The 21,160-nt window shown below is 66.6% G+C and carries 18 protein-coding genes and 2 pseudogenes; 12 read left to right on the forward strand and 8 right to left on the reverse strand.

The window, feature by feature from the left end; translation table 11 throughout:
- Positions 1-9: 9 nt before the first annotated feature.
- A complete protein-coding gene (locus U5771_RS25930; protein ID WP_322026613.1) occupies positions 10-840 on the reverse strand; it encodes a MetQ/NlpA family ABC transporter substrate-binding protein in 831 nt (276 codons plus the stop codon).
- A gap of 107 nt (positions 841-947) precedes the next feature.
- Here U5771_RS25930 and U5771_RS25935 point away from each other — a divergent pair, with 107 nt between their 5' ends.
- The 6 genes from U5771_RS25935 (at position 948) to U5771_RS25960 (ending at position 7,494) form a co-directional block, all read left to right on the forward strand.
- Complete coding sequence (locus U5771_RS25935; protein ID WP_322026614.1) at positions 948-1,208, forward strand: hypothetical protein; 261 nt, start codon at positions 948-950, stop codon at positions 1,206-1,208.
- A 57-nt stretch (positions 1,209-1,265) separates the two neighbouring features.
- The gene (locus U5771_RS25940) at positions 1,266-2,630 is read left to right on the forward strand and encodes a 2-hydroxycarboxylate transporter family protein (RefSeq protein WP_322026615.1); all 1,365 of its coding nucleotides are present in this window, start codon (positions 1,266-1,268) and stop codon (positions 2,628-2,630) included.
- A gap of 131 nt (positions 2,631-2,761) precedes the next feature.
- Positions 2,762-4,666 carry a sensor histidine kinase gene (locus U5771_RS25945; protein WP_322026616.1) on the forward strand — a complete coding sequence of 635 codons (1,905 nt, stop codon included), beginning with the start codon at positions 2,762-2,764 and terminating at the stop codon, positions 4,664-4,666.
- Complete coding sequence (locus U5771_RS25950; protein WP_322026617.1) at positions 4,656-6,017, forward strand: sigma-54 dependent transcriptional regulator; 1,362 nt, start codon at positions 4,656-4,658, stop codon at positions 6,015-6,017. The genes U5771_RS25945 and U5771_RS25950 overlap by 11 nt, the downstream gene beginning before the upstream one ends.
- Before the next feature lie 25 nt (positions 6,018-6,042).
- Positions 6,043-6,372, forward strand: a complete 330-nt coding sequence (locus tag U5771_RS25955; protein WP_322026618.1) for a DUF3579 domain-containing protein — start codon at positions 6,043-6,045, stop codon at positions 6,370-6,372.
- 270 nt (positions 6,373-6,642) lie between these two features.
- The gene (locus U5771_RS25960) at positions 6,643-7,494 is read left to right on the forward strand and encodes an alpha/beta hydrolase (RefSeq protein WP_322026619.1); all 852 of its coding nucleotides are present in this window, start codon (positions 6,643-6,645) and stop codon (positions 7,492-7,494) included.
- 89 nt (positions 7,495-7,583) lie between these two features.
- On the opposite strand, the gene U5771_RS25965 is transcribed toward U5771_RS25960, so the two are convergent.
- A complete protein-coding gene (locus U5771_RS25965) occupies positions 7,584-8,024 on the reverse strand; it encodes a PACE efflux transporter (protein ID WP_322026620.1) in 441 nt (146 codons plus the stop codon).
- Between the two features lie 98 nt (positions 8,025-8,122).
- Between U5771_RS25965 and U5771_RS25970 the strand changes: the two genes are divergently transcribed.
- A complete protein-coding gene (locus U5771_RS25970) occupies positions 8,123-9,013 on the forward strand; it encodes a LysR family transcriptional regulator (RefSeq protein ID WP_322026621.1) in 891 nt (296 codons plus the stop codon).
- Positions 9,014-9,361: 348 nt separating this feature from the next.
- Here U5771_RS25970 and U5771_RS25975 read toward each other — a convergent pair.
- Both U5771_RS25975 and U5771_RS35630 read right to left on the reverse strand, forming a co-directional pair.
- A pseudogene (locus tag U5771_RS25975) lies at positions 9,362-9,565 on the reverse strand (cytosine methyltransferase); the annotation flags it as partial.
- A 58-nt stretch (positions 9,566-9,623) separates the two neighbouring features.
- Positions 9,624-9,668 (reverse strand): annotated as a pseudogene (locus U5771_RS35630) (hypothetical protein); the annotation flags it as partial.
- A gap of 44 nt (positions 9,669-9,712) precedes the next feature.
- Here U5771_RS35630 and U5771_RS25980 point away from each other — a divergent pair.
- On the forward strand, positions 9,713-9,973 hold the full coding sequence (locus U5771_RS25980; RefSeq protein ID WP_322026622.1) for a hypothetical protein: 261 nt from the start codon (positions 9,713-9,715) through the stop codon (positions 9,971-9,973).
- Between the two features lie 104 nt (positions 9,974-10,077).
- On the opposite strand, the gene opcM is transcribed toward U5771_RS25980, so the two are convergent.
- Genes opcM through U5771_RS26000 form a run of 4 tightly spaced genes read right to left on the reverse strand, consistent with a single transcriptional unit; the run spans position 10,078 to position 17,011 of the window.
- On the reverse strand, positions 10,078-11,619 hold the full coding sequence (gene opcM, locus U5771_RS25985; RefSeq protein ID WP_322026623.1) for a multidrug efflux transporter outer membrane subunit OpcM: 1,542 nt from the start codon (positions 11,617-11,619) through the stop codon (positions 10,078-10,080).
- Positions 11,620-11,629: 10 nt separating this feature from the next.
- Positions 11,630-14,845, reverse strand: a complete 3,216-nt coding sequence (ceoB, locus tag U5771_RS25990) for a multidrug efflux RND transporter permease subunit CeoB (protein WP_322026624.1) — start codon at positions 14,843-14,845, stop codon at positions 11,630-11,632.
- Between the two features lie 46 nt (positions 14,846-14,891).
- Positions 14,892-16,109 (reverse strand): multidrug efflux RND transporter periplasmic adaptor subunit CeoA, encoded by a 1,218-nt coding sequence (gene ceoA, locus U5771_RS25995; protein ID WP_322026625.1) that lies wholly within the window; start codon positions 16,107-16,109, stop codon positions 14,892-14,894.
- 41 nt (positions 16,110-16,150) lie between these two features.
- Positions 16,151-17,011: an alpha/beta hydrolase gene (locus U5771_RS26000; RefSeq protein ID WP_322026626.1), complete on the reverse strand. Its 861-nt coding sequence runs from the start codon at positions 17,009-17,011 to the stop codon at positions 16,151-16,153.
- Between the two features lie 173 nt (positions 17,012-17,184).
- On the opposite strand from U5771_RS26000, the gene ceoR reads away from it, so the two are divergent.
- The 4 genes from ceoR (at position 17,185) to U5771_RS26020 (ending at position 21,057) form a co-directional block, all read left to right on the forward strand.
- Positions 17,185-18,189, forward strand: a complete 1,005-nt coding sequence (gene ceoR / locus U5771_RS26005; protein WP_322026627.1) for a putative multidrug efflux transcriptional regulator CeoR — start codon at positions 17,185-17,187, stop codon at positions 18,187-18,189.
- 430 nt (positions 18,190-18,619) lie between these two features.
- Positions 18,620-18,916 carry a DUF4148 domain-containing protein gene (locus U5771_RS26010; RefSeq protein ID WP_014900990.1) on the forward strand — a complete coding sequence of 99 codons (297 nt, stop codon included), beginning with the start codon at positions 18,620-18,622 and terminating at the stop codon, positions 18,914-18,916.
- A gap of 757 nt (positions 18,917-19,673) precedes the next feature.
- On the forward strand, positions 19,674-20,285 hold the full coding sequence (locus U5771_RS26015; protein WP_322026628.1) for a M35 family metallo-endopeptidase: 612 nt from the start codon (positions 19,674-19,676) through the stop codon (positions 20,283-20,285).
- A gap of 34 nt (positions 20,286-20,319) precedes the next feature.
- The gene (locus tag U5771_RS26020; RefSeq protein ID WP_322026629.1) at positions 20,320-21,057 is read left to right on the forward strand and encodes a hypothetical protein; all 738 of its coding nucleotides are present in this window, start codon (positions 20,320-20,322) and stop codon (positions 21,055-21,057) included.
- Positions 21,058-21,160: the final 103 nt, after the last annotated feature.

The following is a 21,160-nucleotide window of genomic DNA, read 5'->3' on the forward strand; positions in this document are numbered from 1 at the left end:
TCGCCTCCGTCACCACGCGATCGCGTACAGCGAACCGAACGCGTTGTCGAGCGCACGGCGCACCGCCGGCGAGTGCTGGTAGATCGCGATGAACTTGCGGATGCGCGGATCGTTCACGCTTTCGGGGCGCACGACCCACTGGATCGCGAAGTTCTTGTTCTCGGTGCCATCGAACAGCAGCGCGCTGTTCGGGTCGGTCGTGCCGGCCAGCTTGATGAAGCTCGGGTAGCCCTGCGCGAGGTCGACGTCGTCGAGCGAGCGCGCGAGCTGCGACGCCTCGAGCGGGATGATCTTCAGGTGCTTCGGGTTGGACACGATGTCGTGCGTCGTCGCGCGGTAGTCGGTGCCCGGCTTCAACGTGATGAGGCCCGCGCGCTGCAGCAGCAGCAGCCCGCGCCCGCCGTTCACCGGATCGTTCGCGATCGCGACGCGCGCGCCGTCCTTCAGCTCGGCAAAGCTTTTCACCTTCTTCGAGTAGAGGCCGATCTTCATGATCGTGCCCGGCGCGATCGATACGAAGTTGTAGCCGCCCTGCTTCTTCGCGTTCTCGAGAAACGGGATGTGCTGGAAGTAGTTGACGTCGATGTCCTTGTTCGCGAGCGCCGCGTTCGGCGTATTCCAGTCGGTGAACTCGACGATCCGCACGTCGAGGCCCTGCGCCTTCGCCTCCTTCGCGGCAACCTTCAGCGCATCGATCTGCGGACTCGTCGAGAGGCCGACCTTCAGCGGCGCGGTGTCGGCGCGGGCGCCGTTCAGCATCACGACGCCGAGCAGCGCGGCGGCCAGCAGGCGGGCCGCGCGGCCGGCGGAAAAGCGGGCGGAAAAAACGGCATGCAGCATGAGAACCACTCTCCTGTCCAAAGACGGTATCGACGGATGAGCGACGCCGCGGCGAACGCGCGGGCGTTCTCCGGACAGTCGTCGTCGCATCGGAAAAGGATCAGCCGATGATAGAGAGCGGCAGGAAGGCGGTCTACGAAGCGATTGTGCGAAGAAAATCGCGTGCGGCGATATGGCGCGCGATCCGATGCGCGGGCGGGTGCGCGGCCGGCCATCCGGCCGAAATCTCGGCCTGGCCGCCGGGCGGATTCCGAAATCTCGGCCAGCCTGCCGCGGCAACCCTTTCCGCAGACGAAACAAATCCCTTGAAAATCAATGCATTGAAAATATTCCGCCAGGCCAGGATTCCTGGCACGGGGGTTGCGTAATAGACGGCACACGATGCCGCGAAGCCATGCAGGCATTCCAACATCAGGAGACACGTCTTGCAGACCTCTATCCATACCCAATCCCGTCCGGAGGCCATTGCCGAAGCCGGTCCCGCCACGCGCGAACGTTTCTGGCCGGAAGGCTGGTGGAAGCTGATGGAAATCCGCGTCGGCATCATCCCGCTGCCGGTCTACGTGATCCTGTTCGGGCTGATCGTCGGTTTCGCGGTGACGGGCAAGGTGCCCGGCGAGATTTCGATGGCGATCGCCGTGCTCGCGTTCTTCGGCTTCACCTGCGCCGAACTCGGCAAGCGCCTGCCGCTCCTGCGCAACATCGGCGCGGCCGCGATCTTCGCGACCTTCGTGCCGTCGGCGCTCACCTACTACCACGTGCTGCCGAAGCCGGTGCTGAACCTGACGGTCGAGTTCACGAAGTCGACCAACTTCCTGTACCTGTTCATCGCGTCGATCATCGTCGGCAGCATCCTGAGCATGGACCGGCGCGTGCTGATCCAGGGCTTCGTGAAGATCTTCATTCCGCTCGCCGCCGGTTCGGTCGCGGCCGCGATCGTCGGCACGGCGGTCGGCACCGCGCTCGGCCTCGGCGCGCGCCACACGCTGCTGTACATCGTCGTGCCGATCATGGCGGGCGGCGTCGGCGAAGGTGCGATTCCGCTGTCGATCGGCTATTCGGAACTGATGCACCTGCCGCAGGGCGAGATGTTCGCGATGGTGCTGCCGCCGGTGATGCTCGGCAGCCTGACCGCGATCATCCTGTCGGGCGCGCTCGACATGCTCGGCAAGCGCCTGCCGCACCTGACCGGCAATGGCCGGCTGCAAGTCGGCGAAAGCGGCGACATGACGCCGGAAAGCGAGGAAATCCGCGGCCACGTCGACGTCACGCACATCGCGGGCGCCGGCATCACGGCGATCACGCTGTACCTCGTCGGCCTGATGGCGCACAAGCTGTTCGGCCTGCCCGCGCCGGTCGCGATGCTGTTCCTCGCGGTGCTGGTGAAGCTCGCGCGCGCGGTGTCGCCGCCGCTGCAGGAAGGCGCGTTCGTCGTCTACAAGTTCTTCTCGACCGCCGTCACGTATCCGCTGCTGTTCGCGATCGGCGTCGCGATGACGCCGTGGGACAAGCTGACCGCCGCCTTCACGATCGTCAACGTCGTCACGATCGTGTCGACCGTCGCGACGCTGATGGGCACCGGTTTCGTGGTCGGCCGCCTGCTGAAGATGTACCCTATCGACACCGCAATCGTGAACGCCTGCCACAGCGGGCAAGGCGGCACCGGCGACGTCGCGATCCTGACCGCCGCGAACCGGATGCAGCTGATGCCGTTCGCGCAGATCGCGACGCGCATCGGCGGCGCGATCGTCGTCACGGTGACGCTGATCCTGGTCGCGCACTTCGGATAATGCGCGGCCGCGCGCACCGTCGCGCAGGCTGCTTCGCACGCGCCGCCGCCGGCCCTGCCGGCGTGCGGCGCGCGTCGTTGTGGCAGGACGGTTGCGGACGACCGGTGGCGGACGACCGGTTGCGGGCATCGATGAGGGCGAACGTGCAGAAGAGCTTCAAGGGAATCCCGTGGTGGGGCTGGGTATCGGCCGCCGTGCTGTATGTCGGCGTGGCGGGCGCGGCCGTCGATTTCGCATGGGAACGCGCGATCGACGCGCTCGAGGAAACCGGCGCGCACCGGCTCGACCTGTATGCGTCGAGCCTGAAGAGCGAACTCGGCCGCTTCGAGATCCTGCCCGGCCTGGTCGCCCGCCAGGACGGCGTGCGCGCGCTGCTGAAAGCCGCGCCGCAAGACCGGCCCGCGCTCACGCACACGGCGAACACGTATCTCGAAGCCGTGAACCGCGACGCGGGCAGCGGCGCCGTCGACGTGATCGACCTGCGGGGCGAAGTGATCGCCGCCAGCAACTGGAACGAGACGATCAGCTTCGTCGGCACCAACGTGTCGTACCGGCCGTACTTCAAGGATGCCCTCGCACACGGCAGCGGCCGCTTCTTCGGGATCGGCACCAACACCGGCGTGCCGGGCGTCTACTTCGCGAGCGCGGTGCGCGACGACGGCGTGCCGATCGGCGCGGCGGCCGTGAAGATCAGCGTCGACCCGCTCGAATCCGCATGGCGCGCGCCGGGCGTCGCCGCGATGGTGGTCGACGGCAACGGCGTGGTCGTGATCTCGACCGAGCCGGCGTGGAAATTCACCGCGCTGCGCCCGATCACCGCGCAGCAGCAGCGCGACATCCAGGCGTCACGGCAATACGCGGGCCGCACGGTCGACGTGCTGCCGTACCGCCACATCGGCGACCGCAGCGCCGCCGCATGGTTCGGCACGTTCCCCGACCCGCGTCACGCGGGCCGCAGCACGCGCTATCTCGTGATGTCGCGCCCCGCGCCGCAGGCCGGCGATTCGCTGATGGTGCTGCTCGACATCGCCGGCGCGCGGCGCCAGCAGCAGACCGCGTTCGTATTCGTCACCGGCGCGTTCCTGATCGCCGCGCTGCTGGTCGGCTACGCGATCCAGCGCCGCCGGGCGATCGTCGCACGGCTGAACGCGCAGGACGCGCTGCGCCGCGCGAACGACCGGCTCGAGCTGACCGTCGCGCAGCGCACCGCCGCGCTGACGGCCGCGAACGAGCGGATGCAGCGCGAGATTGTCGAACGCGAGCGCACCGAGCAGCGGCTGCGCGATTCGCAGCAGGAAGTCGTGCACGCGGGCAAGCTCGCGGTGCTCGGGCAGATGGCCGCCGGCCTCACGCACGAGCTGAACCAGCCGCTCGTCGCGATCCGCACGCTGTGCGACAACGCGCGCACGTTCTTCGAGCGCGGCCAGCCGGCGCCGGCCTACGCCAATCTCGAACGGATCGGCAAGCTGGTCGACAGCATGGCCGTGCTCACCGGCGAGCTGAAGACTTTCGCGCGCAAGCCCGACGTCGAGCGCGTCGCCGTGTCGCTGAACGAGGCCGTCGCGCACGCGCGGCTCATCTACGATGCGCGGATCCGCGACGAAGGCGTGCAGCTCGACGTGAACATCGCGCCCGGCACGACGGTGTCCGCCGAATCGAGCCAGTTGCAGCAGGTGATCGTGAACCTGCTCGGCAACGCGCTCGACGCGGTGCACGACGCGCCCGTGCGGCGCATCGTCATCGAAGCCGCCACAGTCGACGATGCGGACGATGCGGACGAAGGCGGCCGCGTGCGCTTCACCGTCGCCGACAGCGGCGCCGGCATCGCGCCCGAGGTGCTGCCGCACCTGTTCGAGCCGTTCGTCACCACCAAGCCGCGCGGCCAGGGCCTCGGGCTCGGCCTCGCGATCACGTCGCGCATCGTCGAGGCGTTCGGCGCGAAGATCGCCGCGACGAACCGCGACGCTGGCGGCGCGCAGTTCACCATCGAATTCGCGGCGGTGACGCCGCAACAAAGGACAGAGCATGGAAGATGAGATTCGCGTGCTGGTCGTCGAGGACGATGAAAACGTCCGGATCGGCGTCGAGCAGGCCGTCGCGCTCGCCGGGTTCCCGGTCGACGCATTCGCGTCGGCCGCCGACGCGCTCGCGCATGTCGCGCCCGGCGCCCCCGTCGTGATCGTGTCGGACGTGCGGATGCCGGGCATCGACGGGCTGCAGCTGCTCGAACGCGTGATGGCCGTCGATGCGCAGATCCCGGTCGTGCTGATCAGCGGCCACGCCGACATTTCGACGGCCGTCGGCGCGATGCAGGACGGCGCGTACGACTTCATCGAGAAGCCGTTTTCGTCGGACGTGATCGCCGGGCGCGTCGCGCGCGCGGTCGAGAAGCGTCGGCTCACGCTCGAGGTGCAAGGGCTGCGCGCGGCGCTCGGCAACTGGCAGGGGATCGAGGCGTTCGTGCTCGGCAAGTCGCCCGCGATGGCCGACGTGCGCAAGAAGATCCTGCGTCTCGCCGATACGTCGGTGTCGGTGCTGATCACCGGCGAGACGGGCACCGGCAAGGAACTGATCGCGCGCAGCCTGCACGACTTCGGCGGCCGGCGCGACGCGCATTTCGTCGCGCTGAATTGCGGCGGCCTGCCCGAGCAGGTGTTCGAGAGCGAGCTGTTCGGCCATGAGGCCGGCGCGTTCACCGGCGCGATCAAGAAGCGCATCGGCAAGATCGAATGGGCGCACGGCGGCACGCTGTTCCTCGACGAGATCGAGACGATGCCGATTCCGCTGCAGATCAAGATGCTGCGCGTGCTGCAGGAGCGCGTGGTCGAGCGGCTCGGCGCGAACGAGCTGATTCCGGTCGACTGCCGCGTCGTCGCCGCGTCGAAGGCCGATCTCGCCGAGCTCGCGGCCGACGGGCGCTTCCGTGCGGACTTGCTGTATCGGCTCAACGTCGCGCAGATCGAGCTGCCGCCGCTGCGCGAACGGCGCGAGGACGTGCCGCTGCTGTTCGAGCATTTCGTGCTCGCGGCCGCCCGGCGCTTCGGACAGCCGGCGCCGGTCGTCACCGCTGCGCAGGTATCCGAACTGATGACGCACGCGTGGCCCGGCAACGTGCGCGAACTGCAGAACGTGGCCGACCGCTTCGTGCTCGGCCTGACCGGCGACAGCCTGCTGTCGTCCGGCGGCGAACCGGCGGCCGGCGGCACGCTTGCCGAGCAGATGGCGTATTTCGAACGGATGCTGATCGAGGACATGCTGCGGCGTCACAACGGCAACGTGGCGGACGCGAGCGTTGCGCTCGGGATGCCGAAGAAGACGCTTTATCACAAGCTGCGCAACCTGCGGATTCCCGCGCGCGGCGACGCCGCGGCCGACGGCGGCGAATGACGCGAACAAGGATACGCACCCCATCATGGATCGCATCGACATCACCGAACGCGGCCGTATCGGCGGCCACCTGATCCGCGGCGTCACGCGCGCGCAGAAAACCTTCCGTCCGAGCGACTGGCCCGAGCGGCTCGCGGGCGTCATCACGCTGTTCGTCGGCGAGCGGCGGCCCGGCTATCCGTGCGCGCTGTCGCGGCTCGCGATGCCGGTCGTCGACGGCGGCGCCAAGTGCCTGTTCGTGTCGGACGAATTGCGCGACGTATGCGCCGACGCGTTCGACTTCGCAATGCAGTTCGCCGCCGACAACGACCTTCCCGTCGAGCTTCAGACCGCGCCCGCGCTGGCGGTGCGGTGACGCGCGGGCCGCGTTCGGCGGCCCTTTCTTCCGCTTTTCCCCGCTTTCCCCCGGCTCCGATGCGCGCGTGCGCAGGCATTCGCGCGCGCTTTCAGTCGCGCAATCAATCGTCAGATGATTGAAAGCTTTGACACATCCCCACGCTGCGACAAGGGTTTTCAGCCGAGCCATCAATAAAATTGATCGTCGCGATGAAAATTATGCGTTTTCCTTGCAGGTCGCCGTGATGCATAGTTGCGTCGTGTTGACGCACCTTTGAGTCTTTCAGTCATGAACATGCGAATCGAGCCGTCCGTGCTCGCGAACCCCGACCTGCAATTTGCGACGCTTTCGTCAGGCATCAGCCTGCCGTATGTCGAGCGGGGCAGCGGCGCGCCGATGGTGTTCGTGCACGGATCGTTGTGCGACTACCGTTACTGGGATCCGCAACTCGCCTCGCTGTCGGCTCACTACCGCTGCATCGCGCCGAGCCTGAGCCACTACTGGCCGGCCGTCGAAGCGGGCATCCAGGACGAGTTCAGCTGGCAGAACCACGTCGACGAGCTCGCCGAATTCATCGACGCGCTCGATCTCGGCCCCGTGCATCTCGTCGGCCATTCGCGTGGCGGCAGCGTCGCGTTCAACGTCGCCCGCCAGCATCCGCAACTCGTCGACACCCTGACGCTCGCCGATCCGGGCGGCCCGCTGCAACAGCCGGGCGTGCGCGAAGCCGCGCTGCCGGCCGCCGCGATCGCGCTGCGCACGAAGGCGGTGAACCTGATCGGGGAAGGCGAAGTGGAAGCCGGGCTCGAGATGTTCGTCGACTCGGTGAGCCTGCCCGGCGCATGGAAGAAGAGCACGTCGCGCTTTCGCACGATGGCGATCGACAACGCGAGCACGCTGCCGAAGCAACTGCAGGATCCGCTGCCCGCGTATTCGCAGCACGCCGCGTCGGATATCGCGTGCCGCACGCTGCTGATCGACGGCCAGCGCAGCCCGAAGATGTTCCGCAACAACGTCGATACGCTGTCGCAGTGGATCGGCGATGCACAACGGCAGACCGTCGCCGGTGCGTCGCACGGAATGAACGCGGCGAGCCCCGCGGTGTTCAACCGTTACGTGCACGAGTTCGTCGCCGCGTAACGCGCGCGGGCGGCGTTCGTTCCGCCCGCCATTCCCCTTCTCGTTTCGAAGCGATACGGACTGCCCGCCTCGCTTCGCCTGCCTCCGCGTTACATGATCGGTTCGGGCTTGCGCGTCACCGCATCCGGCAACCCGAACACGCTGTCGAACGACCAGTTGTACGCGAACGTGAAGATCGGGAAGAACACGATCAGCACTGCGTCGTACAGGAACGCCTGCAACAGCGACACGTCGAGCCACCACGCGATCAGCGGAATCAGGAACGTCACGAGCGCGACCTGGAACCCGATCGCATGCACGACGCGCAGCCCGACGGTGCGCGTCGTTTCCGCCCGCCGCCGCTCCCACGCCTCGAACCCGAGGTTGTACAGAAAATTGACGATGACGCCCGTCGTCGAGATCATCACGCCGAGCAGGCCGCTCGCCGTCGCGCTCGCGCCGCTCAGCATGCCGAGCACCGACGACGCGACGAGGATGCCGAGCACCTCGAACATCACGACGTAGACTATGCGTCTCTTCCACCCTTGCATGACCCACCACCTTCGTATCGAACAAGGTGGCGAGACTACAGCGGGCCGTTCGCCCGCAAAAGTCAGGTCCTTTCAATTTTTCTGACAGGAAGCCACGGATGCTGACCAGCGACCACATCGACATGCTGCTGACCGTCATCGACAAAGGCTCGTTCTCGGCAGCCGCGCGTGCGCTCGGCCGTACGCCGTCGGCGGTCAGCATGGCGATCGCGAACCTCGAGGCCGAACTGGACCTCGTGCTGTTCGACCGCGGCACGCGCGAGCCGACGCCGACCGCCGCGATGGCCGCGCTGCTGCCCGATGCGCGGTCGATCGCCGAACGGCTGCAGGCGCTGCGCGCACATGCACAGCATCTGTCGGAAGGCGTCGAGGACACGCTGCGGCTCGGCCTCGCGGCGGAGCTCGACGGCGCGCCAATTGCGCGCGCACTGACCGCCGTCGCCGCGAAGTATCCGGCGCTTGCGATCGGCATCGTCACCGCGCCGCAGGACGCGATCGTCGACGCGCTGCATCGCGGCGCCGTCGATCTCTGCGTCGCGTACGGCGGGCTCGATCTTCATCCGCAGGAGCAGATCCACGCGCTGTGGACCGAGACGCTGATTGCCGTCGCGGCACCCGGTCATCCGTCGATCGCCGAAGCCGCGCATCCCGAGGCGATCGAGCGGCTGTCGGGGTTCCGGCAGATCGTGATCGCCGATCCGGAGCGGCCGCTCACCGACGTGCGCCCCGTGATCGGCAATCGCACGTGGAAGGTGACCGACATGGCGACCGCGATCGCGCTCGTGAAGGCCGGGCACGGCTGGGCCAACCTGCCCGAATCGCTGATCGGCCGGTATGTCGCCGACGGCGAACTCGCACCGCTCGTGTTCGCGAACATCCGCAACGGGCTGCCGCTGCCCGTGTACCTGCGCCGGCCGAAACATACGGGGCTCGGCAAGGCGGCCAGCGAGCTGGTGCGGGCACTGCGGGCTGAAGACCGCCAAAGCTGACCGGTGCGGCGAATTCTCGCCGCACCGTCGGTCAACGCGTGACGGCTCGACCGTTAGTTGCGGTTACTGCGTCGCTGCCGCCGCTTTGATCGAGTCGACCAGCGACGCGTTGTCGTAACGTCGCCCGGCAATGCCCCATCCGCCGTCGACCGCATGCACGACGTTCACCCGGATCTGCGCCGGCGTCAGCCGCCCGCCTGCGCGATGCAGCACGATCGCGGTCGCCCGTTCGACGAATTGCCGCTGCTTGTCGGGCGCCGCGAGCGCCACGGCAGGCAGCTTCAGCTCGACGAACGCGGCGGGTTCCGCGCGCCCGTGCACGAAGGTCCGGTCGCGCGGCAGCACGTAGAACGTGCCGTCCGAGAGCGTGGCGAAACGTGCTATGCCCATGTCGATACCCACGGCGTCGCCCTGCGGGATCGGCTGCTCGACTTCGCGCTCGGTCTGAATCGACGCATACCACTTGCCGCACGACTGGCTCAAGGCAATGTTCTTCACCGTGCCCAGCACTTCCCGGCTGTTGCGATAGCCCAGCCAGCCGAGCTTGGGCAGGTGTTGAAGACGAACCGGCACGATCCGGCGAACAGCGGCGCATCTGGCGCTGCTGTTCGCCGGTTGGCATCAGTTCGTACTTGAAGGCTTGAAAGCGTTGCATGATTCGATCGTATCAGCCAGTGAAAACACGCTGTCAAGTCGCCCATGGCGCGCACTATTCTGCCTTCCCCCTTGAACCGCGGAGCTTGTCGCGCACCGGGCCAGATCATCGAAGTGTCATCAGGACTCGGCGACACGCCCGACGACGATCGCGCCATCGCGTTCCTCGCACTGCTGTCGGGCAGCGTCACGCTCGCTCGTGCGGTGCGCGACCCCGCACTGGCAAAGCGCATTGCCGATGCCGTCGAGCGCTATGCGGTGGTGATTGCGGAACGCACGGACGTGCAGCCCGACCAACGCGCATGACGGACAGCCGACAAGAGGCTAATAAAAAACCCCGATCCGCATCGTCACGGATCGGGGTTCCTCGACTCGCCGCCTGTCACGGCGACCCGTCGCGAGACGGTGCGTCAACGCACGGCGACTTCCTGCTTCGCGGTCGCGGCAGCGCCGACCGCAGCCGGTGCCGGCGCCGCGCCCCACCCGCCGCCCAACGCACGAATCAGATTCACAGTCGACACCGCCTGCGCACCGGTCAACTGGTTCGCCTGCAATTGCGACTGCAGCACCGACCGCTCGCTGTCGATCACGTCGAGATAGGCCACTTCGCCTTCCTGATACTGCGTACGCGACAGCGTCGCCGCACGGCGCGACGCGTTGACGGCCGCATCCTGCGCGCGAATCTGGTCGTCGAGCAAACGCAGATCGGCGAGATTGTCCTCGACCTCGCGGAACGCGACGAGCACCTGCTGCCGGTAGTTCGCGACCTGCTCGTCGTACTGCGCGCGCGCCTGCTGCACGCCGGCCGCACGCCGCCCGCCGTCGAACAGCGGCAGCGTCAGCGCAGTGCCGGCGAACGGCCCGAGCAGGAACGTGCGGCTCGACCACATGAACAGGTTGCCGAGGGTCGATGCCTCATAGCCGAACGCACCCGTGATATCGAGCTTCGGGAAGTACGCCGACTTCGCGAGGCCGATCCGCGCGTTCGCGGCCGCCATCGCGCGCTCGGCCGCCGACACGTCCGGGCGGCGTTCGAGCAGCGCCGACGGCAGGCCCGGCGGGACCTTCACCGCGACCGGCACGATCGGCGTTTCCTTGAACGCGAAGTCCGCGGGCGCCTTGCCGAGCAGGATCGCGAGCGCATGCTCGGACGCCGCGCGCCGGCGCGCGACGCCGACCGCATCGGCCTGCGCGGTCGCCAGTTCGTTCTTCGCGCGCGACACGTCGAGCTCGCTGATGTCGCCTTCGTTGAAGCGGCGCTGCACGAGCCTCAGCGCCTGGTCGCGCAGTTCGACCGTGCGGCGGTACAGGTCCTGGTCCGAGTCGAGCTGGCGCAGTTCGAAGTAGTTCTGCGCGACATCCGCCTGCAGCGCGAGCTGCACCGAACGGAACAGCGCTTCGCTCTGCGCCTGGTCGGCGCGCGACGCCTCGACGTTGCGGCTCACGCGGCCGAACAGGTCGGCCTCGTACGACACCGTGCCCTGCGCGCGCCACAGTGTCGCGGTGGTCGGGCCCGTGCCCTGCGGCTGGAACTGCGACGCCGACGACAGCCCCTCGCGGGTCGGCCCGAACCCGGCGCCGACCTGCGGGAACCACTGCGAGCGCGCGGTGCGGGTCGCCGCGCGCGCTTCCTCGACGCGCGCCGCAGCGGCCTTCAGGTTCTGGTTCGCGGCCAGCGCCTGCGACTCGAGCGAATCGAGCACCGGATCGCCGAACGCCTTCCACCATTCGCCGCGATGCTCGCCGTCCGCCGGCTCGGCGGTCTTCCACGTGCCGGCCTGTTCGCCGGCCGCGAGCGTCGGCGCTTCCTTGAATGCCGCGGGCGTCGACACGTCCGGGCGCTTGTAGTCGGGCCCCACCGCGCACGCGGCGAGCAGCGTCGCGAGCAGGGTGCTCGCGGCCGCCACCTTCGCGAAGCGCATCAGGCCATTCGAGTTGTGCATGTTGTCCATCTTGTTTTCCTCAAGCATCCGAAGCCGGCACGCCCGATGCCGGTACGCCCGAAGGCGACACGCCGTAGCCGGCCGAGTCCTTGCCGGCGACGTGGATCTTGCCGCCCGCCAGCGTGCGCAGCACGACGTAGAACACCGGCGTCAGCATCAGCCCGAACAGTGTCACGCCGAGCATCCCGAAGAACACCGCGACACCCATTGCATGGCGCATCTCCGAGCCCGCGCCGGTCGACGTGACAAGCGGCACGACGCCCATGATGAACGCGATCGACGTCATCAGGATCGGGCGCAGCCGCAGGCGGCTCGCCTCGATCGCGGCCTCGAGCGGCGTCCTGCCGTCATGCTCCAGTTCGCGCGCGAATTCGACGATCAGGATCGCGTTCTTCGCCGACAGCCCCACCAGCACCATCAAGCCGATCTGCGTGAAGATGTTGTTGTCGCCCTGCGTGAGCCACACGCCCGTCAGCGCCGACAGAATGCTCATCGGCACGATCAGGATCACCGCGAGCGGCAGCGTCAGGCTTTCATACAGCGCGGCGAGCACGAGGAACACGAGCAGCACGCTGATCGGGAACACATACATCGCCGAATCGCCTGCAAGAATCTGCTGGTACGTGAGGTCGGTCCATTCGAACCGCACGCCGCGCGGCAGCGTTTCATGCGCGATGCGCTCGATCGCGGCCTGCGCCTGCCCCGACGAGAAGCCCGGCGCCGGGCCGCCGTTGATGTCGGCCGCCGTGTAGCCGTTGTAGCGCACGACCATTTCCGGGCCGAACGTCGGCGTCACCGTGACGAGCGACGACAGCGGCACCATCTCGCCACGGTCGTTGCGCGTCTTGAGTTGCAGGATGTCGTCCGCGCGCTGACGGAACGGCGCGTCGGCCTGCACGCGCACCTGGTACACGCGTCCGAACCGGTTGAAGTCGTTTACGTACAGCGAACCGAGATACACCTGCATCGTGTTGAACACGTCGGTGACCGGCACGCCGAGCTGCTTCGCTTTCACGCGGTCGAGATCGACGTTGAGCTGCGGCACGTTGATCTGGTAGCTCGTGAACAACGGGCCGAGTTCCGGCGCCTGCTGCGCGCGCTTGATGAAGTCGTTGGTCGCATCCGACAGCTTCGCGTAGCCGACCGCGCCGCGATCCTCGATCTGCATCTTGAACCCGCCGAGCGTGCCGAGGCCGAGCACCGGCGGCGGCGGGAACACCGCGACGAACGAGTCCTTGATCGCACCGTACTGCTGGTTCAGCGCACCGGCGATCGCGCCGGCCGACAGCGCCTTGCCGTGCCGTTCCGAGAACGGCTTCAGCGTGACGAACACGATGCCCGCGCTCGAGCTGTTGGTGAAGCCGTTCACCGACAGCCCCGGGAACGCGACCGCGCTCTCGACGCCCGGCTGCTTCAGCGCGATCGAGCCCATGTCGCGGATCACCTTCTCGGTGCGGTCGAGCGACGCGCCGTTCGGCAGCTGCGCGAACGCGATCAGGTATTCCTTGTCCTGCGCGGGCACGAAGCCGCCCGGCACGACCTTCGACACGAGCACGGTCGCGCCCACCAGCACGAGGTACACGCCGAGCATCAGCGTCTTGCGCGACAGCACGCCGCGCACGCCGCGGCCGTAGTTCTCCGCGCCGCGATGGAACACCTTGTTGAAGCGCTTGAAGAAGCCGCCGAGCACGCGGTTCATCACGCGCGTGAGCCAGTCTTCCTTGTCGCCATGGCCCTTCAGCAGGATCGCGGACAGCGCCGGCGACAGCGTCAGCGAGTTGAACGCCGAGATCACCGTCGAGATCGCGATCGTCATCGCGAACTGCTTGTAGAACTGGCCGGTCAGGCCCGACATGAACGCGAGCGGCACGAACACGGCGACGAGCGTCAGCGCGATCGCGATGATCGGCCCGCTCACTTCCTGCATCGCCTTGTAGGTCGCCTGCCGCGCGTTCATCCCGCTTTCGATGTTGCGCTCGACGTTCTCGACGACCACGATCGCATCGTCGACCACGATACCGATCGCGAGCACCATCCCGAACAATGACAACGCGTTGATCGAATAACCGAAGCCGAGCAGCAGCGAGAACGTGCCGATGATCGACACCGGCACCGCGATCAGCGGAATCAGCGACGCGCGCCAGGTCTGCAGGAACACGATCACGACGATCACGACCAGCGCGATCGCTTCGAGCAGCGTGTGCACCACGGCCTTGATCGACGAACGCACGAACTGCGTCGGGTCATAGACGATCTTGTAGTCGATGCCGGCCGGCATGTCCTGCTTCAGCTCGGCCATCGTCTTGCGCACTTCGTCGGAGATCTGCAGCGAGTTCGCGCCCGGCGACTGGTTGATCGCCATCGCGACGGCCGGCTTGTTGTCGAGCAGCGAGCGCAACCCGTATTCGGACGCATCCAGCTCGATCCGCGCGATGTCGCGCAAGTGCGTGACGCCGCCGTCCGGCGTCGTCTTCACGACGATGTCGCCGAACTCGTCTTCCGTCTGCAGACGGCCGCGCGCGTTCACCGACAACTGCAGCGGCGTGCCGGGCAGCGACGGCGACGCGCCGATCACGCCGGCCGCGACCTGCACGTTCTGCTCGCGGATCGACTGCACGACGTCCGCGGCGGACAGCCCGCGCTGCGCGACCTTCTGCGGATCGAGCCACACGCGCATCGCGTAGTCGCCCGAGCCCCACAGCTGCACCTGACCGACGCCCTGGATCCGCGACAGGCGATCCTTCACGTTGATCAGCGCGTAGTTGCGCAGGTAGGTCATGTCGTAGCGGTTGTCCGGCGAGATCAGGTGGACCACCATCGTCAGCGTCGGCGAGCTCTTCACCGTGGTGATGCCGAGCCGCTGCACGTCTTCCGGCAGGCGCGGCAGCGCCTGGTTCACGCGGTTCTGCACGAGCTGCGTGGCCTTGTCCGGATCGGTGCCGAGCTTGAACGTGACGGTGATCGTCATGTTGCCGTCGCTGTTCGCCTGCGACTGCATGTAGAGCATGTCCTCGACGCCGTTGATCTGCTCCTCGAGCGGCGACGCGACCGTCTCGGCGATCACTTTCGGGTTCGCGCCCGGGTACTGCGCCTTCACGATCACGGACGGCGGCACGACTTCCGGATATTCCGAAATCGGCAGCAGGAACATCGCGATCACCCCGCCGAGCAGGACGATCACCGATAGGACTCCTGCAAAGATCGGCCGGTCGATAAAGAATTTGGAAATGTTCATGGGTTGCTCTGTCTGGTTGAACGCGGAAAACGAAGCGGCGAACCGCTTACGATTCCGCCTTCGCCGGTGCGGCCGGCTTCGCGTTATCGGCGAGCGGCGCGGACGGCGCATCGCCGCCCGTCATCGGGACCATGTGCGGCTTCACCTGCTCGCCCGGCCGCACGCGCTGCGTGCCGTTCACGATCACGCGGTCGCCGGCGGACAGGCCGCTCACGATCACGCGCCGGTTGCCGTGCTGCATGCCCTGCTGCACTTCGCGGTACGACACGCGGCCCTGCTGGTCGACGACGAACACGAATTTCTTGTCCTGGTCGGTGTTGATTGCCGCATCGTCGACGAGCAGCGCCTGGTGCGGTGCGCTGCCGCCCACCTTCACGCGCGCGTAGAGGCCCGGGACGAGCGTGCCGTCCGCGTTGTCGAAGCGCGCGCGTACGCGGATCGTGCCGGACGACGTGTCGAGCCGGTTGTCGACCGAGTCGATCACGCCGCTGCGCGAATAGCCCGTCTCGTTCGCGAGGCCGAGCTCGACCGGCACCTTGCGGCCGTCGCGTGCGCCGTTGATGTACTGCAGGTAGGTCTGCTCGTCCGCGTCGAACGACGCGTAGATCGGCGACACCGACACCAGCGTCGTCAGCGGCGCGGCCGCTGCACCCGCCGACACGACGTTGCCGACCGTGATCTCCGCGCGCGACACGCGGCCCGAGACCGGTGCAGTGATGCGCGTGTAGCCAAGGTTGATGCGGGCCGTTTCCAGCGCGGCGTCGGCCGCCTTCAGGTTCGCGTTCGCCTCGCGCGCGGCGTTCTGCTTCTCGTCGTAGTCGCGCTTCGCGATCGCGTTGTCGCCGATCAGCCGCTGCGCGCGCTGCCAGTCGCTCTGCGCGTAGCCGTTGCGGGCCTGCGCGGCGGCGAGCTGCGCGGCCGCGCGGTCGGTTTCCGCCTGATACGGGCGCGGATCGATCACGAACAGCACGTCGCCTTTCTTCACGAGCGCGCCGTCCTTGAAGTTCACCGCGACGATCGTGCCCGACACCTGCGGGCGCACGTCGACTTTCTCGACCGCTTCGAGGCGGCCCGAATAGCCTTGCCAGTCGGTGACGGTCTGCGGCACGACGGTCGCGACGTCGACTTCGGGCAGCGGCGCCGCCGCCTTTTCGGGCGCGTTCGCGTTCACGCGCATCGCGCCGAACGTGCCGAGGCCGACGACGGCGAGCGTCACGATCGCCGCGGTCGCGATTCGGGAACGGGAGGTGCGTAGGATGGCCATGTGGATCTCCAATAAGCGTGGATTGGTCTGGTTATTCGGAACTATTCGGAACGGTTCGGCTGGCGCGCCTGGAAGCGGCACTGGAAGAAGCGCACGGCTTCCTCCAGCGCGGCTTCGTGCGTCGCGAGCGCCGCGTGCGTGACGTCCGGGTAGCGGATCACCTGCGTGAGCACGCCTGATGAAATCAGGCAGCCCGCATATTTCTCCGCTTCGACGTGCAGCACGTCGTTCTGCGCGGTGACGACGAGCGTCGGCGGCAGGCCCGCGAGGCGCACCGATTCGAGCGGCGCCGCATACGGGTGCATGCGCTGCGCCGCCTGCGGCAGATAGGCGCGATAACAGGCCGCGCATTCGCGCGCGGTGATGTCGGATGAAAGGCGTTCGGCGTCGCCGATGCGCGTCATGCTCGGGTCGAGCATCGGCCCGAACAGCGCCTGCGCGGCGATCGACACTTCGCCGCGATCGCGCGCGATGAACGCGAGACAGTTCGCGAGCTGGCCGCCCGCATCGTGCCCCGCGACGCCGATCTTCTTCGGATTGCCGCCGAACGCGCGGGCGCGCGTCGCGGCCCAGACGGCGGCGCGATACGCATCCTCCGGCGCGGCCGGAAAAGGAAAGGCCGGCGCGAGCGAATAATCGACCGACACTACGAGAGCTGGTAAGCGTTCTGCTAAAAAGCGCGCGGCGAAATCCGCGTCGTCGAGCGTGCCGCGCACGAAACCGCCGCCGTGGAAGTAAAGCACTACCGGCAATCCGGTCTTGTCCGCGCGCCGATACAGGCGCAGCACGATGTCCTGCGCGTAGCCGGGGATTTCCACCTCCGCGACCGTCAGTGCCGCACCGGCTCTGGCTTCGGCGGGCAACGCGGCTTTCAGGAATTTGCTGAATTCAGAAGCGTCCATGACGATGCAGCATCCATTTCGAGATGGAACGAATTCTGGGTCCGGCAGACATCGGGATAAATGCCTATAATCCGGCAACACAATTCAACGCCCCCGAACAATCCCAGGCTGCGCCGCCTGCAAAGCGGCGCAGCCTCTTCGTTCCTGAGGCTCATCAGATTGCGGAGGTTGTGATGGACCGGCTTCAGGCCATGCAGGTGTTTACTCGCGTCGTCGATACAAGCAGCTTCACCAAGGCAGCAGAAACGCTCAGCCTGCCGCGGGCGTCCGTCACGACGATCATCCAGAATCTCGAAGCATTCCTCGGCGTGCGGCTGATGCACCGGACCACGCGCCGGCTGTCGCTCACGCCGGACGGCGCCGCGTACTACGAACGCTGCGTGCGGATCCTCGCCGATGTCGAGGAAACCGAAGCAAGCTTCCAGAACAACAACCGAAAGCCGCACGGAAAGTTGCGTATCGACATGCCGGGCTCGATCGGGCGGCTGCTCGTGATTCCGTCGCTGTGCGAATTCCACACGCGCTATCCGGACATCGACCTGCAGCTCGGCCTGTCGGACCGACCGGTCGACCTGCTGCAGGAAGGCGTCGACTGCGTGATCCGCGTCGGCGCGCTGCAGGACTCGTCGCTCGTCGCGCGCCGCGTCGGCCTGTTCGAAGGCGTGACGGTGGCCGCGCCGTCGTATCTCGAACATCACGGCGAGCCGCGGACCATCGAGGACCTGAACGACCACAAGGCCGTCAACTATTTCTCGAGCCGCACGGGCCGCACGATCGACTGGACCTTCCTCAGCGAAGGCAAGGAAATCGAGGTCAAGATGGACAGCATCGTGTCGGTGAACGACGCGGATGCCTATGTGACCTGCGGCGTCGAAGGCTTCGGGCTGATCCAGCCGCCGCTCTTCATGGTGCTGCCGCACCTGCGCGAAGGCCGGCTCAAGGAAGTGCTGCCGGGCGTCAAGCCGCTGCCGATGCCGATCTCGGTCGTGTATCCGCACAGCCGGCATCTGTCGCCGAAAGTGCGCGTGTTCGTCGACTGGATCGCCGAAGTGTTCGACCGCTGCCCGCTGCTGAGCGGCAAGGGCAGCCTCGACGCGACGTGCAGCAAGCGCACGTTCGAGGACGCCGAGCGCGCGCCGGCCCTCGACACGCCGGTCATCAACGAGTGGGTCGCGTAATCGTCTGAATCGCGGCGCGCGGGCTGTCCGGCCCGCGCGCCGTGCCGCCTTCCTGCCGCCTTCGTGCCGCATGGGTGGCCACCCTCGGTGCCACCTTCCCCGCCGCGCACGACGTCTTTCCCGAATCCGCATCACACCTTTGCGCCGCGTACGGCAATCGTCCGCGCACGCCATCGCGCGGGCGGCGACATACCGCCGCGAGGCCCGCTGCAGGCGGCTGCGGGCGATTTCGACATCCCCCTTCCAACGTTGCGGATCGCGATTGTTCCGCGATCACGACAAATCAATTCGCGTCTGCCGCATTTATCGCGCCCGAACAGATACCTAGAGTAAACCCTGTCGCGCACCTCGTTGCGCATCGAACAGACCCGTTTGACGGGACCGGAGCAAGCGCTCGCGCGCCAACTCCGACCAACACAGGAGTTACGTCATGAACCGCCGCCACCTTCTCTCCGCCGTCGCCCTCGCACTTGCCGTGTCCGCACCGGCCTTCGCCGATACGAACACCCCGCACGCGGGCGACTACGGCAACACGTCGTGGTACACGCAGCACAACAACGGCCCGCGCACCCGCGCCGAAGTCAGCGCGGAAGTCGAGCAGGCACGCCGCGACGGCACGCTGGCCTGGCTGCGCAAGGCGAATTCGTATCCGCAAGGGCTCGAACTCGCGCAAGGCCCGTATCGCTCGATGCCGGAAAGCAACCAGCTCGCAGGCGGGGGCCGGTAAACGCGCAACGCCGCGCGGCGGATGATCCGCTGCGCGGCGTCGTGAACCCGCTGTCGAACACTCGATTAGTCAGTTGGTTGCAGGAGCCTGTGATGAACGATCAACTTCCTTCGCCGCTCGATCATTGGGACGACACCACGCCGGTGTGGACGCCGTTCCGTTCCGCGCCGCACTCGCATTGAGCTTCGCGTCGATGTCTCGCTGAAGCCGTTGGCCTTCAACGGCGCGGCACACCGTCGCGCCATTCGCCCCAGTGCGTGACGATGTCCTGAACGAGCGGATTGCCCGCGCGGTACAGGTTTTCGGTGGCCGGGGCGACTTGCCAGCACCGGGTCCTTCTCGCGCTCGAACACGTGAGACTCGTGCCTGCCGCAGCGGCGAATCCGTGTCGTTGCCAGAACAACCGTCGTGGCGACACACTCGGTGACGTTGCCCAAGGAAAATTCGGCGCCTCGATTGCACCCATCCCCGACACATCAATTGACACCTGTGAATTGATGTGTCGGTTCACGTCGCACGCAACACGTGCGGGACTGACGGACGTACCTGGCATGTCCATGTCGTCTTGATTGCGATCCTCGCTCCGTTTGACGCCACGAACGGACACCTCCTCGCGGCAAGAAGCAGCCGTGTGACCTGCTTCCCATTAACACTTCCCAAGATTCGTTCGCCCCACCGATTGCAATTCGGCGCGCCGTCGGTCTACTCCAGGTCCTTAGCATGCGTACTCCAAATAGTGTCCATCTGGAGATTGCCCATGACAGCGTCGTCACAGCCCGGCGTGTTGCTCGACGGATCGTCGATGTGTCCGAACATGACGGATTCCGCTTTCAGGAAACGCATACTCGAACTGCGAGATGAAGCAGTCGCGATCACGCAGCAACGCCGCAGAGAACTCATGCGATGGAGTCCGGATGCAGAAGCGCGGGTCATCGAGTGGTTCGGCTCTGCGAATGACGATACAAGACGCAGATTGGCTTTCGGGCTCGATGCCCTTGCCGATGTGATGGCCCGCCTCGGCCCAAAAAACTTCGTCCGCACCGGTTCCGATGCCGACCGAGCAACAGGGTGTCTGCCGAACATGCAACATCTCGATGCCGAGGTTGCACACGTCTGCCGCCCGGACACCGCGACTCATACCATCGCGATCAATCTTCCGTTTTGCGCGCTGCCCGAGCGATCGGCCGGCAATCTCTCTTCGCAGCAACTGACGATCGTTCACGAATGCGCTCACTTTTCAGACACGTTCGACGCTGAAGACCATCCAGGGGCATACGGTCGCTCGGCCTGCACCCAGTTCGCCAAACGCTATCCCTGCAAGGCGATCGGCAACGCGGACAACATCGCGTGGTTCATTCTGGCGCGTTGAATCGGGGCAATCCATGCGATACACCTTCCGAGTCATGCTGGGCGCCCTTCTGTCGCTCCCGGTACAGGCCGACGCGTGCAAGATCCTGCTGACAGACAGCATGCAACTGCCATTGAATTCGACCGCGATCGCCAACAGCGACAGACTCGCCATCGCCAGACATTACCTGACCGCCAGAGAGTGGACGCGCGAGGGGGCATCGGCTTCGGTCGAAGCAACGGCCTACGATTGGGAAAGCCAGCCGGCTGAACTCGCACGGCAACGCGGCGCGCTGATGAAATCCTTTCTCGTGCAACTCGGCATGTCGCCCGACGATATCTACGTCGATGAGCGTATCGTGTTCCGTAGAAGCGGCAAGCTCGATCCCGACGAGGCAAAGCAGCTGTGGGTCCAGTTCGTTCCGAAATGCCCGCCTGCAGGGTGTCAGAGCCTCTGCAACTCAGCGAGTACGCCGGGCGTCGCCAGTTATGCGCTGACACCGAAGACACCCGGTCCCCCACCCGACTCGACCCGCTTTACATGCGGCGACGGCCGGGAGCCCGCATCGGCGCGTTTTGTGACAACCGAACGCTGGACCGCACAGACACGAAATCAGACCTTGTATCTACGGGATCACGACAAGAAGCCGTTGACGCACGTCTGCTACCGGATCAGCACCAGTGCAGCCCAGTACGTCGGCATGACGGACGAGCACGGTCAGACAGCGCTCCTGCAGTTATTGGGACCGGAATATACGCGCATCGAACTCAAGCTCGCGCTGCCCGAGCCGTGATTACCCGGTCGCCGCGCCCGAATCCCGCTGCTCCGGGCGAGATTGACTCGCCCGGAGCCCGGCTACGCGCGAATGATCACGTCACGTCCGCGCGTCGCGACAT

Source organism: Burkholderia sp. BCC1977 (assembly GCF_905339595.1).
Taxonomy (GTDB): Bacteria; Pseudomonadota; Gammaproteobacteria; order Burkholderiales; family Burkholderiaceae; genus Burkholderia.

What these genes read in the sequence shown, in the direction of transcription:
- U5771_RS26000 (WP_322026626.1), bottom strand. Translation starts at nt 17,011, where the DNA reads ATGGACGCTTCTGAATTCAGCAAATTCCTGAAAGCCGCGTTGCCCGCC.
- U5771_RS26020 (WP_322026629.1), top strand. Translation starts at nt 20,320, where the DNA reads ATGCTGGGCGCCCTTCTGTCGCTCCCGGTACAGGCCGACGCGTGCAAG.
- U5771_RS25950 (WP_322026617.1), top strand. Translation starts at nt 4,656, where the DNA reads ATGGAAGATGAGATTCGCGTGCTGGTCGTCGAGGACGATGAAAACGTC.
- U5771_RS25960 (WP_322026619.1), top strand. Translation starts at nt 6,643, where the DNA reads ATGAACATGCGAATCGAGCCGTCCGTGCTCGCGAACCCCGACCTGCAA.
- U5771_RS26010 (WP_014900990.1), top strand. Translation starts at nt 18,620, where the DNA reads ATGAACCGCCGCCACCTTCTCTCCGCCGTCGCCCTCGCACTTGCCGTG.
- U5771_RS25930 (WP_322026613.1), bottom strand. Translation starts at nt 840, where the DNA reads ATGCTGCATGCCGTTTTTTCCGCCCGCTTTTCCGCCGGCCGCGCGGCC.
- ceoA (WP_322026625.1), bottom strand. Translation starts at nt 16,109, where the DNA reads ATGGCCATCCTACGCACCTCCCGTTCCCGAATCGCGACCGCGGCGATC.
- U5771_RS25970 (WP_322026621.1), top strand. Translation starts at nt 8,123, where the DNA reads ATGCTGACCAGCGACCACATCGACATGCTGCTGACCGTCATCGACAAA.
- U5771_RS25980 (WP_322026622.1), top strand. Translation starts at nt 9,713, where the DNA reads ATGGCGCGCACTATTCTGCCTTCCCCCTTGAACCGCGGAGCTTGTCGC.
- ceoB (WP_322026624.1), bottom strand. Translation starts at nt 14,845, where the DNA reads ATGAACATTTCCAAATTCTTTATCGACCGGCCGATCTTTGCAGGAGTC.
- ceoR (WP_322026627.1), top strand. Translation starts at nt 17,185, where the DNA reads ATGGACCGGCTTCAGGCCATGCAGGTGTTTACTCGCGTCGTCGATACA.
- U5771_RS25935 (WP_322026614.1), top strand. Translation starts at nt 948, where the DNA reads ATGATAGAGAGCGGCAGGAAGGCGGTCTACGAAGCGATTGTGCGAAGA.
- U5771_RS25945 (WP_322026616.1), top strand. Translation starts at nt 2,762, where the DNA reads ATGAGGGCGAACGTGCAGAAGAGCTTCAAGGGAATCCCGTGGTGGGGC.
- opcM (WP_322026623.1), bottom strand. Translation starts at nt 11,619, where the DNA reads ATGGACAACATGCACAACTCGAATGGCCTGATGCGCTTCGCGAAGGTG.
- U5771_RS25965 (WP_322026620.1), bottom strand. Translation starts at nt 8,024, where the DNA reads ATGCAAGGGTGGAAGAGACGCATAGTCTACGTCGTGATGTTCGAGGTG.
- U5771_RS26015 (WP_322026628.1), top strand. Translation starts at nt 19,674, where the DNA reads ATGACAGCGTCGTCACAGCCCGGCGTGTTGCTCGACGGATCGTCGATG.
- U5771_RS25955 (WP_322026618.1), top strand. Translation starts at nt 6,043, where the DNA reads ATGGATCGCATCGACATCACCGAACGCGGCCGTATCGGCGGCCACCTG.